Source organism: Citrobacter sp. S55_ASV_140, assembly GCF_018919505.1.
GTDB classification, from domain to species: domain Bacteria; phylum Pseudomonadota; class Gammaproteobacteria; order Enterobacterales; family Enterobacteriaceae; genus Citrobacter; species Citrobacter werkmanii.
In genome coordinates, this window is the sequence record NZ_JAHLQZ010000043.1 from 12,744 (window position 1) to 28,960 (window position 16,217).

At 52.7% G+C, this 16,217-nt stretch carries 17 protein-coding genes; 9 read left to right on the top strand and 8 right to left on the bottom strand.

Annotated features, from left to right (window positions below):
- Window positions 1–140: 140 nt before the first annotated feature.
- The 7 genes from KQJ18_RS09405 (at window position 141) to KQJ18_RS09435 (ending at window position 4,394) form a co-directional block, all read left to right on the top strand.
- The gene (locus KQJ18_RS09405; RefSeq protein ID WP_038634079.1) at window positions 141–509 is read left to right on the top strand and encodes a DUF1090 domain-containing protein; all 369 of its coding nucleotides are present in this window, start codon (window positions 141–143) and stop codon (window positions 507–509) included.
- A 33-nt stretch (window positions 510–542) separates the two neighbouring features.
- Window positions 543–848: a YqjD family protein gene (locus tag KQJ18_RS09410; RefSeq protein WP_006687949.1), complete on the top strand. Its 306-nt coding sequence runs from the start codon at window positions 543–545 to the stop codon at window positions 846–848.
- 2 nt (window positions 849–850) lie between these two features.
- The gene (locus tag KQJ18_RS09415) at window positions 851–1,246 is read left to right on the top strand and encodes a phage holin family protein (protein ID WP_038634082.1); all 396 of its coding nucleotides are present in this window, start codon (window positions 851–853) and stop codon (window positions 1,244–1,246) included.
- Window positions 1,246–1,545 (top strand): YqjK-like family protein, encoded by a 300-nt coding sequence (locus KQJ18_RS09420; protein ID WP_038634085.1) that lies wholly within the window; start codon window positions 1,246–1,248, stop codon window positions 1,543–1,545. The genes KQJ18_RS09415 and KQJ18_RS09420 overlap by 1 nt, the downstream gene beginning before the upstream one ends.
- A gap of 171 nt (window positions 1,546–1,716) precedes the next feature.
- Window positions 1,717–2,109: a DoxX family protein gene (locus tag KQJ18_RS09425; protein WP_032940735.1), complete on the top strand. Its 393-nt coding sequence runs from the start codon at window positions 1,717–1,719 to the stop codon at window positions 2,107–2,109.
- A gap of 71 nt (window positions 2,110–2,180) precedes the next feature.
- Window positions 2,181–3,167, top strand: a complete 987-nt coding sequence (locus KQJ18_RS09430) for a glutathione S-transferase family protein (protein WP_038634087.1) — start codon at window positions 2,181–2,183, stop codon at window positions 3,165–3,167.
- An 861-nt stretch (window positions 3,168–4,028) separates the two neighbouring features.
- Window positions 4,029–4,394 (top strand): DUF805 domain-containing protein, encoded by a 366-nt coding sequence (locus KQJ18_RS09435; RefSeq protein WP_038642883.1) that lies wholly within the window; start codon window positions 4,029–4,031, stop codon window positions 4,392–4,394.
- A 109-nt stretch (window positions 4,395–4,503) separates the two neighbouring features.
- On the opposite strand, the gene yhaJ is transcribed toward KQJ18_RS09435, so the two are convergent.
- A complete protein-coding gene (yhaJ, locus tag KQJ18_RS09440; RefSeq protein WP_016154624.1) occupies window positions 4,504–5,400 on the bottom strand; it encodes a DNA-binding transcriptional regulator YhaJ in 897 nt (298 codons plus the stop codon).
- A gap of 104 nt (window positions 5,401–5,504) precedes the next feature.
- On the opposite strand from yhaJ, the gene KQJ18_RS09445 reads away from it, so the two are divergent.
- Together KQJ18_RS09445 and KQJ18_RS09450 are read left to right on the top strand one after the other, a co-directional pair.
- On the top strand, window positions 5,505–6,206 hold the full coding sequence (locus KQJ18_RS09445) for a pirin family protein (protein WP_005131482.1): 702 nt from the start codon (window positions 5,505–5,507) through the stop codon (window positions 6,204–6,206).
- 26 nt (window positions 6,207–6,232) lie between these two features.
- On the top strand, window positions 6,233–6,394 hold the full coding sequence (locus KQJ18_RS09450; protein WP_216421877.1) for a hypothetical protein: 162 nt from the start codon (window positions 6,233–6,235) through the stop codon (window positions 6,392–6,394).
- 54 nt (window positions 6,395–6,448) lie between these two features.
- Here KQJ18_RS09450 and KQJ18_RS09455 read toward each other — a convergent pair whose 3' ends face one another.
- The 7 genes from KQJ18_RS09455 to tdcC all read right to left on the bottom strand — a co-directional run.
- Window positions 6,449–7,759, bottom strand: coding sequence for a serine dehydratase subunit alpha family protein (locus KQJ18_RS09455; RefSeq protein WP_121529573.1), 1,311 nt, complete (start codon window positions 7,757–7,759; stop codon window positions 6,449–6,451).
- A 24-nt stretch (window positions 7,760–7,783) separates the two neighbouring features.
- Window positions 7,784–9,115 (bottom strand): amino acid permease, encoded by a 1,332-nt coding sequence (locus KQJ18_RS09460; RefSeq protein ID WP_038634097.1) that lies wholly within the window; start codon window positions 9,113–9,115, stop codon window positions 7,784–7,786.
- A 744-nt stretch (window positions 9,116–9,859) separates the two neighbouring features.
- Window positions 9,860–11,224, bottom strand: coding sequence for an L-serine ammonia-lyase (tdcG, locus tag KQJ18_RS09465; protein ID WP_216421878.1), 1,365 nt, complete (start codon window positions 11,222–11,224; stop codon window positions 9,860–9,862).
- Between the two features lie 87 nt (window positions 11,225–11,311).
- Window positions 11,312–11,707, bottom strand: coding sequence for an enamine/imine deaminase (locus KQJ18_RS09470; RefSeq protein ID WP_038634102.1), 396 nt, complete (start codon window positions 11,705–11,707; stop codon window positions 11,312–11,314).
- A 13-nt stretch (window positions 11,708–11,720) separates the two neighbouring features.
- Window positions 11,721–14,015, bottom strand: a complete 2,295-nt coding sequence (gene tdcE / locus KQJ18_RS09475) for a 2-ketobutyrate formate-lyase/pyruvate formate-lyase (RefSeq protein ID WP_085048674.1) — start codon at window positions 14,013–14,015, stop codon at window positions 11,721–11,723.
- A gap of 28 nt (window positions 14,016–14,043) precedes the next feature.
- The gene (gene tdcD, locus KQJ18_RS09480) at window positions 14,044–15,252 is read right to left on the bottom strand and encodes a propionate kinase (RefSeq protein ID WP_216421879.1); all 1,209 of its coding nucleotides are present in this window, start codon (window positions 15,250–15,252) and stop codon (window positions 14,044–14,046) included.
- Window positions 15,253–15,283: 31 nt separating this feature from the next.
- The coding region (gene tdcC, locus KQJ18_RS09485; RefSeq protein ID WP_216421880.1) for a threonine/serine transporter TdcC at window positions 15,284–16,217 on the bottom strand (934 nt) is incomplete at its 5' end.

Below are 16,217 nucleotides of genomic sequence, written 5' to 3' on the forward strand. Positions count from 1 at the left end.
AATCTGAATTAGATCACTCACTTTGGTGATTTCACCGTTTAGCGCCTATGATTAATAAACTGGGATTATGGCCCAACGTTTTATTAATCTGGAGCATCGACCGCAAGCCACAACGTCGAATCACAATGGAAGGTTCAAGAATGAAATACCGCATCGCTTTGGCTATTAGCCTTTTCGCTCTCAGTGCCGGCAGTTACGCCACCACCCTCTGTCAGGAAAAAGAACAGGATATTCAGCGGGAGATTAGCTATGCCGAAAAGCACAACAATCAGAACCGCATCAATGGTCTGAACAAAGCACTTAGTGAGGTTCGGGCCAATTGTACTGACAGCAAACTGCGCGCCGACCATCAGAAAAAAATCGCAGAGCAGAAAGATGAGATAGCCGAGCGTCAAGATGATTTAGCCGAGGCGAAGCAAAAAGGCGATGCGGATAAAATTGCCAAACGCGAACGTAAGCTTGCCGAAGCTCAGAATGAGCTGAAAGAACTCGAATCACGCGATTACTAAGTACGGTAACTACCCACTCAACTGGAGAAAACTATGTCGAAAGATAATGCTACGGACAACCTGCGCGCTGAGCTGAAATCTCTTGCGGATACGCTTGAAGAAGTACTTAGCTCCTCTGGCGATAAGTCGAAGGAAGAGATGAGTAAAATTCGCAGCAAAGCCGAACACGCCCTGCGGGAGAGCCGTCATCGTCTGAGTGAAACCAGCGATGTGATTGCCAAACAGACCCGTGAAGCCGCGGCCAAAGCCGATAACTATGTACGCGAAAACCCATGGACTGGCGTCGGGATTGGCGCTGCAGTCGGTGTGGTGCTTGGTGTACTGCTGTCGCGCCGTTAACAATGGCTGACTCTCAACACGCACAAGGTCCAGGCAAAAGCGTACTGGGTATTGGACAGCGGATCCTGACGATTCTCGTTGAGATCGTAGAAACGCGGTTGCGGCTGGCCGTCGTGGAACTGGAAGAGGAAAAATCAAATCTCATCCAGATCCTGCTGATGCTTGGGCTGACCATGCTGTTCGCGGCGTTTGGGCTGATGAGCCTGATGGTGCTTATCATCTGGGCCATTGATCCGCAATATCGCCTGAACGCAATGATTGCCACCACCGTTGTGCTGTTGGTTATGGCGCTTATTGGCGGGATATGGACTCTGCGTAAAGCTCGCAAAACAACGCTGCTACGCCATACGCGCCACGAACTCGCAAACGACAGGCAGGCCCTGGAGGATGATGCATAATGAGCAGTAAAGTCGAACGTCAACAACGTAAGGCGCAACTGCTTGGACAGATCCAGCAGCAACGGCTGGATCTGTCTGCTACTCGCCGCGACTGGCTGGAAGCCACCGAAGTCTACGATCGTGGCTGGAAAACGCTGTTGAACCTACGTGGCTGGGTGTTAGTGGGTAGCAGTATCATGGCAGTTCGTACCATTCGTAACCCTAATCTGCTGGTACGCTGGGCTAAGCGCGGTTTTAGCGTCTGGAGCATCTGGCGCCTGGTTAAAGCGACCATCAGACAACAGCAACTGCGCGGCTAATCCCTCCACTCCCCTAACCTCAAAATTTTTGAAAAAATTTGACAGTTTTCCTTGCTAACAATTGTCATTAAGCACGTTTATGATTCTCTCCATCGACAGCAACGACGCGCTCTGCAGCGTCGTTGCACACAAAACACAATAAGCCGCCTGAGTGGTTTCCTGGAGTGAATGATGAAGAAATTAGAAGATGTTGGTGTACTGGTAGCGCGCATTCTGATGCCAATCCTGTTTATTTCCGCAGGCTGGGGAAAAATCACCGGATATGCGGGTACCCAACAGTATATGGAAGCCATGGGCGTGCCTGGTTTTATGTTGCCGCTGGTCATCCTGCTTGAGTTTGGCGGTGGTCTGGCAATCCTGTTCGGCTTCCTGACCCGTACTACCGCGCTGTTCACCGCAGGCTTCACGCTGCTGACAGCGTTCATCTTCCACAGCAACTTTGCGGAAGGCGTGAACTCTCTGATGTTCATGAAAAACCTGACCATCGCAGGCGGTTTCCTGCTGCTGGCTATCACCGGTCCGGGCGCATTCAGCATCGACCGTGTACTGAATAAAAAGTGGTAAGCGAACTATACTGAACACATGAAAAAGCGAGGAGACATCTCCTCGCTTTTGCTATCTGAGGAGGCGATAAAATGGGACAACTGATTGACGGCGTATGGCATGACACCTGGTATGACACCAAATCAACCGGGGGAAAATTTCAACGTTCAGCATCGGCTTACCGCAACTGGCTCACCGCGGATGGCGCACCGGGTCCAACGGGCGAAGGGGGATTCGCTGCCGAAAAAGACCGCTATCATCTCTACGTTTCTCTGGCCTGTCCGTGGGCGCACCGTACGCTGATTTTGCGTAAGCTCAAAGGGCTGGAACCGTTTATTTCCGTTTCCGTTGTGCATCCGCTGATGCTGGAAAACGGCTGGACCTTTGACGATACCTTCCCGGCTGCAACCGGCGATACGCTGTATCAACACGAGTTTCTTTACCAGCTCTATTTACACGCCGATCCGCATTACAGCGGTCGGGTAACCGTCCCGGTGTTGTGGGATAAAAAAAATCACACCATTGTCAGCAACGAATCTGCGGAGATCATCCGCATGTTTAACACCGCTTTTGATGCTTTGGGCGCAAAAGCCGGGGATTACTACCCGTCAGCCCTGCAAAGTCAAATCGACGAGCTGAATGGCTGGATTTATGACAACGTCAATAACGGTGTGTACAAAGCCGGATTTGCCACCAGCCAGGAAGCGTACGACGACGCCGTGGAAAAAGTCTTCCAATCCCTGGCGCGTCTGGAGCAAATTCTGGGGCAGCATCGCTATCTGACCGGCAACCAGTTAACAGAAGCAGATATTCGCCTGTGGACCACGCTGGTACGTTTTGATCCCGTGTATGTGACCCATTTCAAGTGCGACAAATACCGGATTAGCGATTATCTGAACCTGTATGGTTTCCTGCGCGACATCTACCAGATACCGGGCATTGCGGAAACCGTCAATTTCGATCACATCCGTAATCACTACTTCCGTAGCCATAAAACCATTAACCCGACTGGTATTATTTCTGTTGGGCCGTGGCAGGACCTTAACGAACCCCACGGGCGTGACGAGCGTTTCGCGTAATTTACACTGGCCCCTTTGGGGAATACCGATTAGTTAAGCATGTATGGCGAACATGTGATTTTTGCTCAGGGTTCCGTTCACCTCAGCGGTGTCATTTCTTTGAAACGCCGTTACCCGTGAACGTGCAAGGGAGGCTCACCGCCGCCTCCCTTGCAACCCAGGCTCCCGGCGGGAAAATCGTCGCTGCGCGATTCATTCGTCTTATGCCGTCTGCCTGTCGGGTCGGGGCCGAGCCTGCATCCCTGCAGGCCATCCCCTCTGCCCGCATCCCTGCGGGCAGACCCGGTCAGCCGTCAACGCCTCATCGATTTTCAGCCGGACATGGGTCATCGCTTCAACGCTCTGACTTCCAGTAAAATCTGTTTTGCTGTTCAGATATATTCAAATAAAAATACAGATGGTCAGGTGTGGCTGGTCCGGCTGAAAATTGCCGACGTGTTTCCGTAAGGCCGGGAGAACCCGCAGGGATGCGGGTTCAGGGCGCGCTTTGCAAGGACGCTTCATCGCGCCCGGCCCGAAAGCCTGAAGGAATAAGCGGAGGGAACCACGAAGTGGCAATTTTCCGTGCCGGGAGCCGGGATTGTAAAGGGCGTGGCGGAGAACGCCCTTTACACGTTCACAGGAATCGATGTCTCAGAGAAACGATGAACATAAGGTGAACGGAACCCTTTCTCTGAGAGCGCATATTCATAACGTCTACCACACTGGCGATAGTTTCTGAAACTAAGGCGTTCACTGATAAGTATTACCCATCAGCGGGCCAAATAATTAACACATCAAACATTTACCATCATTTCATTCACAGCTATTCTTAATTTGATTGCTTTAAAAACAAGTAATTGAATGCAGAACGAGGCAAAAATGGATTGGTATTTAAACGTATTAAAGAATTACTTTGGTTTTGGTGGTCGCGCGCGTCGTAAAGAATACTGGATGTTTGTGCTGGTCAACATCATCTTCACGTTCGTGCTGGGTATCCTGGACAGAATGCTTGGCTGGGAACGCGCCGGAGGGGAAGGCATCTTAACGACGATTTATGGGGTTCTGGTGTTTATCCCCTGGTGGGCTGTACAGTTCCGGCGTTTGCATGACACCGATCGTTCAGCCTGGTGGCTGCTGGTGCTGCTGATCCCGATCGTTGGCTGGTTGATTATCATCATTTTCAACTGCCAAAACGGGACACAGGGGAGCAACCGCTTCGGGCCCGATCCCAAACAGTTATCCTGACGTAGCATATGTAGATGCCTGATGGCGCTGCGCTTATCAGGCCTGCAACATACTCCGTCCTCCAGGCCGGATAAGGTGCAATTGCACCGTATCCGGCGTAACAGTCCGGCTATTTTCCCGCAAACAGTTTCGGGATTTCCCGCAGACACCAGGATTTCGCCTCGCCCATACTGTCTCGCCGCCAGGCCATAATGATATCAATTTCACTTGTCGACTCTGGGCTTACTACCCGCAACCGACCAGCCGCAATATCCTCTTCCACCAGCGGGTATGGCATCGTCGCCACGCCCAGTCCGGCTAACAGCGCCTGACGTTTATCTTCTATCGAACTCACCGTCAGACGAGGTTGTTTATCCAGCAGTTGCACGGTCAACACCGGACGTTCACGCGCGGTATCCGCCACCGCGATACCACGGTATTTCACGCGGGTAACTTCTGATAACGGTTCCGGCTCCTGATGGATAGGATGATCCGGTGCCGCCACATACACATTCATCAGCGAGTACAGCTTGCGCGAGTTGATTTCTGAAGATGAGCGAAAATGCATATCCGGCGCAATCACAATATCCGCTCGCCCTTGCTCCAGACGCTCCCACGCCCCGGCCAGAACTTCGGTGATAACGGAAAGCTGGGTATTAGCCTTCCCGGCAAGCCTGTCGATCAGCGGGAAAAACGCCGCCGTCGGCACCAACGCTTCGGTCACGATAGTCAGATGCGTTTCCCACCCACGCGCCAGCGCTTCGGCATCGGTAGTCAGCTTATCCGCAGCTTCCAGCAGGACGCGTCCACGCTCCAGCAGCATACGCCCGACGTTGGTGAATTTTGTGCGGTGACCTGAACGGTCAAACAACACGACGTCCAGCTCTTCCTCCAGCTTCTGCATGGTATAGCTGAGGGCTGAAGGAACCCGCCCCAGTTCATCTGCCGCGGCGGCAAAGCTACCGCGTCTGTCTATTGCGTCCATGACGCGTAACGCTTCAAGCGTTAAAGCCCTTTCTTTGGCCATCTCGTTCTCATTCAGGAAATTTGAACATACCGGGCAGAATATCTGGCTAACAATGCAGCGTCTAGCCATTTAACATAAAAGGAAGTAAAGAGAGGTCAAGAACTATGATTACTACCCGTACAGCCAAACAATGCGGACAGGCAGACTACGGCTGGCTGCAGGCCCGTTATACCTTCTCCTTTGGACACTATTTTGATCCTAAACTGCTGGGTTATGCCTCGCTGCGTGTTCTGAACCAGGAAGTTCTGGCACCGGGGGCCTCTTTCCAGCCACGTACCTATCCGAAAGTGGATATCGTCAACCTGATCCTCGAAGGGGAAGCTGAGTACCGCGACAGTGAAGGCAACCATATCCAGGCCAAAGCAGGCGAAGTGCTATTGCTCGCGACACAACCCGGGATCAGCTATAGCGAACACAATATCAGTAAAGATAAGCCGTTAACCAGAATGCAGCTCTGGCTGGATGCCTGCCCGCAGCGCGAAAATGCCTGCGTGCAGAAAGCCACGCTGAGTGCCGGTAAGCATCAACTGCTGGCCTCGCCGGACGGTGAGCAAGGCAGCCTGCATCTGCGCCAACAGGTTTGGGTGCATCATGTTGAGCTGCAACAAGGCGAATCGCTCAGTTTTCAGTTGCATGGGCCTCGCGCTTATCTGCAGTCGATCCACGGCAGATTCCATGCGGTGACGGCTGGCGCCGAAAAAGAAGCCCTCACCTGCGGCGATGGCGCATTTATTCGTGACGAGACTAACATAACGTTAGTCGCCGATACCCCGCTGCGCGCTTTGCTGATAGATTTGCCCGTATAGTCATGGAAAACAATGGAGTACGGCTATTGAGCAAGAAAAAAACCAAAAAACGCCAGCCGCAGGCTGAGCCGCAGGCTGAGCCGCAAAAACAGAATACGGCGACTTTCGGTTATGAAGAAATGCTGACAGAACTGGAAGCGATTGTGGCCGATGCCGAGCTACGGCTCGAAGATGAAGAAGCCGCCTGAAAAGGCGGCTAAGAGTGATGCCGGGTGGCGGCTGCGCCTTACCCGGCCTATAAATTAATGCGCTTTACTGGCCATGATCTCAATGATCTGCTTGTCGGTTTCCTGCATTGAACGACACGCCAGCGCGCACAGGTTAGTGATAGATTGCTCCACGTTATGCGCCACAATCCCTTCGTTACCCGTTACGGCAGTATCGTCCAGTGCCATCAGCACCGCTTTCCACGCCGCAGATGCGCTGGTTGAAACTTTCATCGCGCAGCTGTTTGAGGCCCCATCGCAAATCATTCCGCTCACGTCGCCAATCATGCTGCTGATCGCCATCGCGATGGTGTTGTAGCGCCCATCGACAATCCATGCCATACCCGCTGCAGCGCCCATCGCCGCCGTGGTTGCCGCGCACAGTGCGGACAAACGTGGAAGCTGATGATGGATGTAGATTGCGCTCAGGTGAGACAGCATCAGCGCACGCGCCAGTTTTTCCTCATCCGCGCCAAAGTGCTCAGCAACCACCATCACCGGAACGGTGGCGGTAATACCTTGATTACCGGAGCCGGAATTGCTCATCGCCGGTAGCGTCGCCCCGCCCATTCGCGCATCCGATGCCGCACTGGTACGGATCAGAATAGCGGTAGACAGATCGTTTGCCAGCAGGCCACGCGCGCACTGCTTCTCAAGCGTAGTCCCGATGTGCAGGCCCCAGTTACCGCGCAGCCCTTCCTGCGACAGCGCCCCGTTCAGTTTTGCCGCATCGAGAATAAAGCGGATTGACGAAAACGGCACCGCATTCACAAACGCCAGAATCTCTTCCAGCGAGGTGTGAGACAGGACCGCCAGCGGTGATTCCTGCTCCTCTTCCTGAGTGCTCTCTTCTGTGGCGAACACCACGCCTTTGTTGGTTTCAATGCGCACAACGTTGGTATGGCCGCCAACAATGGTCACGCACGCCCATCCTTCAGCGCTGTACACTTTCGCGCGGGAAAAGAGAATATCTTCGCAAGGCTCCTGCAGCATCACCGTAACCTTCCCGGTGCTCAGCATCGCTTTGGCCTGCGCCACCGCCTCAGCCGAAGCGTCTTTCAGCACTTCCAGCCCGGCTTTGGCATTACCGCCGATCGCGCCCAGCGCGGCGGCAATCGGTAACCCCACCATGCCAGTCCCCGGAACGGTCACTCCCAGGCCATTTTTCATCAGGTTTGGCGAGACCCACGCATCAATGCGTTCAACCGCGCCTTCCAGCTCAGAGGAGGCGACGGCCGCCGCCAGAGCCAGAGAGATAGGTTCCGTGCAGCCCAGCGCGGGCTTCACTTCTTCCTGCACTGCGCGAATAAAACTATCCCATAATGGATTCAATGTAGTCTCAAACATAACAACAACCTTTGCTCAGATAACTCAGGAAAATGCCAGGAACGGAGAAACGCACAGCAGCAGGCCCGTGATAATAATCAGATACAGAGAGGCGCCTTTGTATTTGTGCAGTGCTGGAACTTTGTAGACCAGCCACGCCGGGATCAGACAACCCACCATGCCGAAGATTGGGCTACAAATAGAGGTGAAGCTCAGTACCGGCGCATTGAGCACAATTGCGCTCCAGGCCAGTAAGATGGCGAAAACCATAATGCCGCGCTGCACCAGGGTTTCATTGATTTTCTCGGCTGGCATTTTACGGCGCAGCACGTTCATCACGATCCCCTGAGTGGCTTCACGGAAGCCTAAATAGACGCCGAAGAAGGCGGTCATTACGGCAAAGATGTTCAGGATAACGCTGACGATTTTCACCCAGCCAGCGCCATCGCCGCTGATAAACTGCGCGGCAATCGCCAGAGCGGAAATGTTCTGCTCATAGGCTTTAACCGCTTCGTCATGACCCATCGCCAGCGTGAAGGAAACGGCGTAGAAAAAGACCGTAACGAACAGAATACCAAACGCGATGTTCATAGCGCGCAGCGCTTTATGACGCGCCACCTCAATGGATTTTTCGCGAGAACGATATGAGATAACCATTGGGCTCAGAGTCTGAATAAACAGAATCGAGGTCAGCGTAAACGGCAGCGTGATAATCGCGTTTTTGATCAGCAGCGCCATCGGCGGCAGCGAACCTACGTTATATAAATGCCACATCCCTACCATCGATACGCCAAGCGCCGCTACCACCAGCAGCTTGGTCAGTACCATACCGGTAGAGATTTTAAACAGCAGTTTTTCCCCGCGTGACGAGATGGCCACCAGGATACAAATCAGCACCAGGCCATAGAACGGGCTGTCGGACAGTAAGCCTTCAGTCACGCCAAACGTGTGCAGATAGGAGGCGCTGTCGTTAGTGATGGCGGTGGAATAGACGAACATCCAGATGACCAGCATCACAAAATACAATGCCCCCAACAGGATGCCCCAGTTTTTACCCAGGTAGCCGCTGATCACGCTCGGGTAGTCTTTACATTCCGGAGATTCAGCCAGTGTATTGATAAACAGACGCTGGAACAGATACATGGCAGGGTAGCCAATAATGGAGGAGAGTAAGAATACCCACAGCCCCATCAGCCCTACCTGGACGGGAAGAAAAACAATTCCCGCGCCGATTGCCATACCGATACTCATAATGACCCAGCCGGTGTCCGTGCTGTCGAATTTAATGGCTTCGCGCCATTCGCTTTCGGTCATTCCCGCCCGACGCGCCGGAGCAGATGCGTCGAGTATTACGCTGCTATTCGTTGCCGTTTCCATAATTTCCCGCTCAATGTGTAGGTAGAGGTTTTTTATTTTTTTCGTACTGCTTAATGCGATACGCAGTACATAAGATGCAGGTGAGCTATTGGAGTAATGAATAAATGATACGCGCAGGATCAGAGAAAAACTTCACAAACAAACCCCTGTAATTTCTAAAAGTTAAGAAATAATTTCTCTTTTAATACCATTAAATGTATTAAATTTCTGTTTTTGAAGCAGATCACAACAAAAAATGCGCGCTAAAGTGCTAATGCTGATCAGTTAACACCTCACCTTCTGCGTTTTTTGTTAAAACAGCAAAACAGATTTAACTGGAAGTCAGAGCGTTGAAGCGATGACCCCGGTCCGGCTGAAAATCGATGAGGCGTTGACTGCTGACCGGGACTGCCCGCAGGGATGCGGGCAGAGTGGACGGCCTGCAGGGATGCAGGCTCGGCCCCGACCCGACAGGCAGACGGAATAAGACGAATAGCTCGCGCAGCGACGATTTTCCCGCCGGGAGCCTGGGATGCAAGGGAGGCGGCGGTGAGCCTCCCTTGCACGTTCACGGGTAACTGCGTTTCAGAAAAATGACAGCGCTGAGGTGAACGGAACCCTGAGTAAGAATCACATGTTCTCCATACATGCTTAACTGAGCGAAATTACACTAAAGTGCACCTTTTCTATCATGCCAAATTGATGGATTCATTGCCGGATGGCGGCGCTTACGCCTGATCCGGCCTACCAACGCACCCTTTCATCTCAGGTACAAACCACTTTAATCGCCAGGCCACCGCGCGAAGTTTCACGGTACTTGTCATTCATATCTTTGCCCGTTTCGTACATGGTCTCGATCACCTTATCGAGCGAAACGCGTGGCTCAGACGTCCGACGTAGCGCCATACGCGCGGCGTTAACGGCTTTTACCGCGTTGATCGCGTTGCGTTCGATGCACGGTATTTGCACCTGTCCGGCTACCGGGTCGCAGGTCAGCCCCAGGTTATGCTCCATGGCGATTTCCGCCGCAATGCATACCTGCGCAGGGCTACCGCCAAGCAACTCTGTCAGCCCGGCTGCCGCCATGGAACAGGCTACGCCAATCTCTCCCTGACAGCCCACTTCGGCACCAGAAATAGAGGCATTCATCTTATACAGCGCACCTATCGCCCCAGCCGCCAGCAAATATCGGGCAATCGAGTTCGCATTCACCGGGCGGCGGAATTTATCGTAATAGGCCAATACAGCGGGAATAATTCCGCAAGCGCCGTTGGTTGGCGCGGTAACAACCCGACACCCGGCGGCATTTTCTTCGCTCACGGCCAGAGCGAACATGTTGATCCAGTCGATAACGTTCATCGGGTCGCTGGACAGGTTGTCGCTGGAAACCAGCAGTCGCCGCAGCGCCACGGCGCGACGCGGGACGTTAAGCGGGCCCGGCAGGACGCCTTCGGTGTTCATGCCGCGCTCAATCCCGGCGTGCATGACGTCCCAGATGGCGGCAAAACCAGCATCGATTTCCTCTTTGCTGCGCATCGCCAGTTCGTTTTGCATCATCAGGCCAGAAACAGACAACCCGTTGCGCTCGCACAGCTTCAGCAGTTCGCTGGCGGAATGAAAGTTGTAGGGCACGGGTGTTTCAATGTCATGCGCCTGACCAAATTGCTCCTCTTCAACGATAAAACCACCGCCGATGGAGTAATAGGTTTTACTTAGCAGTGTCTCGTTGCCGTGCCATGCGGTAATACGCATACCATTTTCATGGCGCGGCAGCGTTTTGCTATGAAAGAGAATATTTTCGTCTGGCGAGAAATCGACAATATGCGTGCCCTCAGCAACCGGCAAACGTCCGGTACGGGCCACTTCCTGAGTAAAACCAGCGATTGAATCTATATTAACGTTTTGCGGACTGTTACCGGCCAGTCCCATCATGATGGCGACGTCTGTCGCATGACCTTTGCCGGTCAGAGAGAGCGATCCATAAAGATCAACTACGATATGCGTGGTCCTGAAGAGTTCCCCGCTGCTGACCAACAGATCGATAAAGCTTTTACCTGCGTTCATTGGCCCCACGGTATGGGAGCTGGAAGGTCCAATGCCAATCTTGAAAATATCGAATGCGCTAATCATATCCACACCCTCGGATTGCCGTTCAGTGAAGACCAGGTTTCACACTCATTAAGGATCGGGGCGCTCCTGCGATCGCCCCGCAAGGGATTACAGCGTATCGCCACGCACGGCGATGGCTTCAATCTCCAGCTTCACATCCTTTGGTAAGCGGGCGACCTGTACGCAGCTGCGCGTAGGGTAGATTGCCTTGTGCTCATCAAAAAACTGCTGGTACACCTGGTTAATGGTGGCGAAGTCGTTCAGATCGGAAACGAAAACGGTGGTTTTGACGATATCGCTCACCTTCAAACCGGCGGACTCGACGATCGCTTTCACGTTTTCCAGGCTTTGACGCGCCTGATCGGCCACGTGTTCTGCCACTTCACCGGTCTGTGGACACACCGGAATCTGACCTGAGGTCAACACCATACTGCCCAGATCCACACCCTGTACGTAAGGTCCAATCGCCCCTGGCGCACATTCGGTTGCAATAACTTTTCTCATAACCCCTCCGGCGTCAGAGCGCCTGGGTGAAAGTACGTGAAATAACGTCCTGCTGCTGTTCGCGGGTCAACGCATTGAAGCGCACCGCATAACCAGACACGCGGATCGTCAGGTTCGGATAGTTTTCCGGGTGCTCAATGGCATCCATCAACATTTCACGGTTCATAACGTTAACGTTCAGATGCTGCCCACCTTCCACATGCGCTTCATGGTGGAAGTAACCATCCAGCAGCCCGACCAGGTTGGTTTTACGCACGCTATCCTCTTTGCCAAGCGCAGCCGGCACAATGGAGAAGGTGTACGAAATACCGTCTTTGGCATAGGTAAACGGCAGTTTGGCGACCGAGGTTAACGACGCCACCGCACCTTTGCGATCGCGGCCGTGCATCGGGTTCGCTCCTGGCGCAAACGGCGTGCCTGCGCGACGTCCATCCGGCGTGTTACCGGTTTTCTGGCCGTACACCACGTTGGAGGTGATGGTCAGAATGGACTGCGTCGGCACCGCATTACGGTAGGTCGGCAACACCTTAATTTTCTTCATAAAGCGTTCGACCAGGTCGCAGGCAATACTGTCTACGCGCTCGTCGTTGTTGCCGTATTGCGGATAGTCGCCTTCGATTTCAAAATCAACCGCCAGACCGTTTTCATCACGAATCGGTTTCACGCGGGCGTATTTAATAGCCGACAGTGAATCCGCCGCTACGGACAGCCCCGCCATACCACAGGCCATCGTGCGATAAACATCACGATCGTGCAGCGCCATCAGCGAAGCTTCGTAGCTGTACTTGTCGTGCATGTAGTGGATGATGTTCAGCGCGCTGATGTACTGCACGGCCAGCCAGTCCATAAAGTGGTCCAGGCTCTCCATCACCGTGTCGTAATCCAGCACTTCATCCATTAGCGGCGCAGTTTTCGGCCCGACCTGAATTTTCAACTTCTCATCCACACCGCCGTTGATTGCGTACAGCAACGTTTTGGCGAGGTTGGCGCGGGCGCCAAAGAACTGCATTTGCTTGCCGATAACCATCGGGCTTACGCAGCAGGCAATGGCATAGTCATCGCTGTTAAAGTCAGTACGCATCAGATCATCGTTTTCGTACTGTAAAGACGAGGTGATGATGGACACCTGAGCGGCATATTTTTTGAAGGCAATCGGTAGCTGCTCGGACCACAGTACCGTCAGGTTCGGCTCAGGCGCCGGCCCCATGGTGTGCAGCGTATGCAAGTAGCGGAACGAGTTTTTGGTCACCAGCGTACGGCCATCCAGCCCCATACCGCCGATAACTTCGGTTGCCCAGATAGGGTCGCCTGAGAACAGGGTGTCGAATTCCGGCGTACGCAGGAAGCGCACCATACGGATCTTCATAATGAAGTGATCGATCAGCTCCTGCGCCTGCTGCTCGTTTAAAATTCCCGCTTTGAAGTCGCGCTCAATGTAGATGTCGAGGAACGAAGCGGTACGGCCCAGCGACATGGCGCCGCCGTTCTGCGATTTCACCGCAGCCAGGTAAGCAAAGTACACCCACTGTACCGCTTCCTGCGCATTTCGCGCCGGACGGGAGATATCGCAGCCATACTTCGCCGCCATTTCCTGCATTTGCAGCAGAGCGCGACGGTGTTCAGACAGCTCTTCACGCAGACGAATCGTGGCTTCAAGATTCTGCCCCCACTCCAGATTCGACTGAAGATCGGCAAACTGCAGTTCACGCTCACGCACCAGATAGCGGATACCGTACAGCGCGACGCGACGGTAATCACCGATGATACGGCCACGACCATAGCCGTCCGGCAGACCGGTCAGTACGCCGGATTTACGGCAACGCAGCATATCCGGGGAATAAGCATCGAATACCCCCTGGTTGTGGGTCTTACGCAGGTCAGTAAACAGGTATTCAAAATTAGCATCCATCTCACGACCATAAGCATCAAAAGAGCTTTTGATCATGTTGATGCCGCCGAACGGATGCAGGGCACGCTTGAGCGGCGCATCTGTTTGCAGACCGACGATTTTTTCCAGTTCTTGTTCAATATAACCGGCGTCATGCGCGGTTATCGTGGTAGCAATATTGGTATCGAAATCAACCGGCGCATGGGTCGAGTTTTCAATACGGATGCCCGCCATAACTTTTTCCCACAACGCCGTGGTTGCTGGCGTTGCTTCGGCGAGGAAAGATTCATCCCCTTCATAAGGCGTGTAGTTGTGCTGAATAAAATCACGGACATTAATTTCTTCTTTCCAGTCCGTACCTTTAAAGCCTTTCCAGGCTTCGGCATACAGCATATCGCTGGTATCGATATTTACCTTCATGAAAAATAATCTCTCTGCTGAAAATTAATTATGCAAATGCTACTGGGATATTAATTTTGCCTAACGCAATGGCATCACGAGCAATCATTTTCTCTTCATTTGTCGGAATAACCGCACAAATAACACGAGCATCCTTATTAGAGATAATTCTTTCGCCATGGGAATTTGGCAGACTATTCATCTCGCTATCGATATTTACACCTAAAACGGCCAGATGCTCGATAACCAAACGCCGAATTAATACTGAGTTCTCACCGATTCCACCGGTGAAAATAATGCCATCAAGACGATGCAGCGATGCGGCATGTCCGGCGATATGACGCGCAATACGATGCACAAACGTTTTAATCGCCAGCTGCGCGCGCTCATGCCCTTCGTGCCAGGCTTTTTCTAACGTACGTAAGTCAGAGGACAGACCGGAAATACCCAGCAACCCGGACTCTTTATTCACTACGCGCTCAAGGTCGCCGAGCGTCTGGTTGGTCTCGCCGGCAATCCACGCCATCGCGCCGAAATCTACGTCGCCGCTGCGTGTGCCCATCATCAGCCCTTCCAGCGGCGTCATGCCCATCGAGGTATCAACGCTCTGCCCGTTACGTACCGCACAGATAGACGCGCCGTTGCCCAGATGCGCCACAACCAGACCAGAATCATCATTCTGCAGATCCAGAAGTTCATGCGCCCGTTGCGAAACATAGCGATGCGACGTGCCGTGGAAACCGTAACGACGAACCCCTAACTCCTCAAAATATTTCCACGGTAAACCGTACAGATAGGCTTCTGGGGCCATCGTCTGGTGGAAGCTGGTATCAAATACCGCGACCTGCTGCACGCCAGGGAAAAGATGCTGAGCAGATTCAATCCCGCTCAGGTTCGCATAATTATGTAGCGGTGCTAATGGCGATACCCGGCGAATATTGTCGATAACTTCCTCAGTAATAATTGCTGATTCGGTAAAGATATTTCCGCCGTGGGCAATGCGGTGGCCAATTAAGGCCACGCTGTCCATTAAATTACGTTTTTCCAGTTCAACGGCAATCGCTTTTAATGCGTCTTCGTAGCTGTGGTGAGCCAGCTTAGCTGGCTCTCCTCCATTAATTGCTATGAACGCATTTTCAGAGTTAATACCGTCTGCAATTCCCGCCATTAAAACTTCACAGTTTGCTGCATCGAGCACTGAGAATTTAATGGAAGATGAACCACAGTTAATAACCAGTACTACCGGAAACTCATTCATTTCACTACTCCGCTCATCCTGAGCTTAAGGATTAAAACAGTTTGTAGACAATGTTCAGGATGGTCAGCAGACCAATCACGGTAACAAACACGTTATCCAGACGGCCACGGTATTTCGCCAGTGATGGCGCTTTACGGATGGCATACATCGGCAGCAGGCAGAGCAGAGAGGCAATAATCGGCGCGCCCATTGCTTCAATCAGGTCCAGGATGTTCGGGTTGGCGTATGCCACAACCCAGGTGGAACCCATGATGAAGATCATGCTGATGGTGTTGAGCTTGCCCATGGAAACTTTGGTTTTATCGCCTTTGTAACCAAACTTCAGCACCAGACCGTTCAGACCTTCCAGCGTCCCCAGATAGTGGCCGAAGAAAGATTTGAAGATAGCAACCAGGGCGATGATTGAAGCACCGTATTCCAGAATCGTGGCGAAGGTAGACTTCGTACCGGACAGTGAAGCGAAGTGGTTCGCCAGGTAAGACAGCACTGGAATGTTTTGCGCTTTCGCATCCGCCATGTTTGCCGGAGAGAGCGTGAACAGGCAGCTAAAGGCGAAGAACATTACCACCGCAACCATCAGCATACTGGCGCGGGAGATGATTTTAGAACATTTCTGCTCGGTGAATTCGCGACCGTAATCTTTCTCATACTCTTCGCGTTTAGAGACGACGAAGGAAGAAACGATTGGCGAGAAGTTGAAAGAGAACACCATGATGGAAATACCCAGCCATACGGTAACCAGGATGCCGTCATGGCCAGTCAGGGCGATATTGCTGATATCAACCTGATCGATAACCGCAGAGTTCCAGTAAGGAATCAGTGACAGAGAGATAAGCACCAGGCTGGCAATGAACGGCCATACCAGGTAGCTCATCACTTTAACCATCAGATCTTTACCAAACCAGATGACGAATGCCATCAGCAGCAACAGGAACAGCGCCACGAAGCCACGGTTCAGCGCGGGC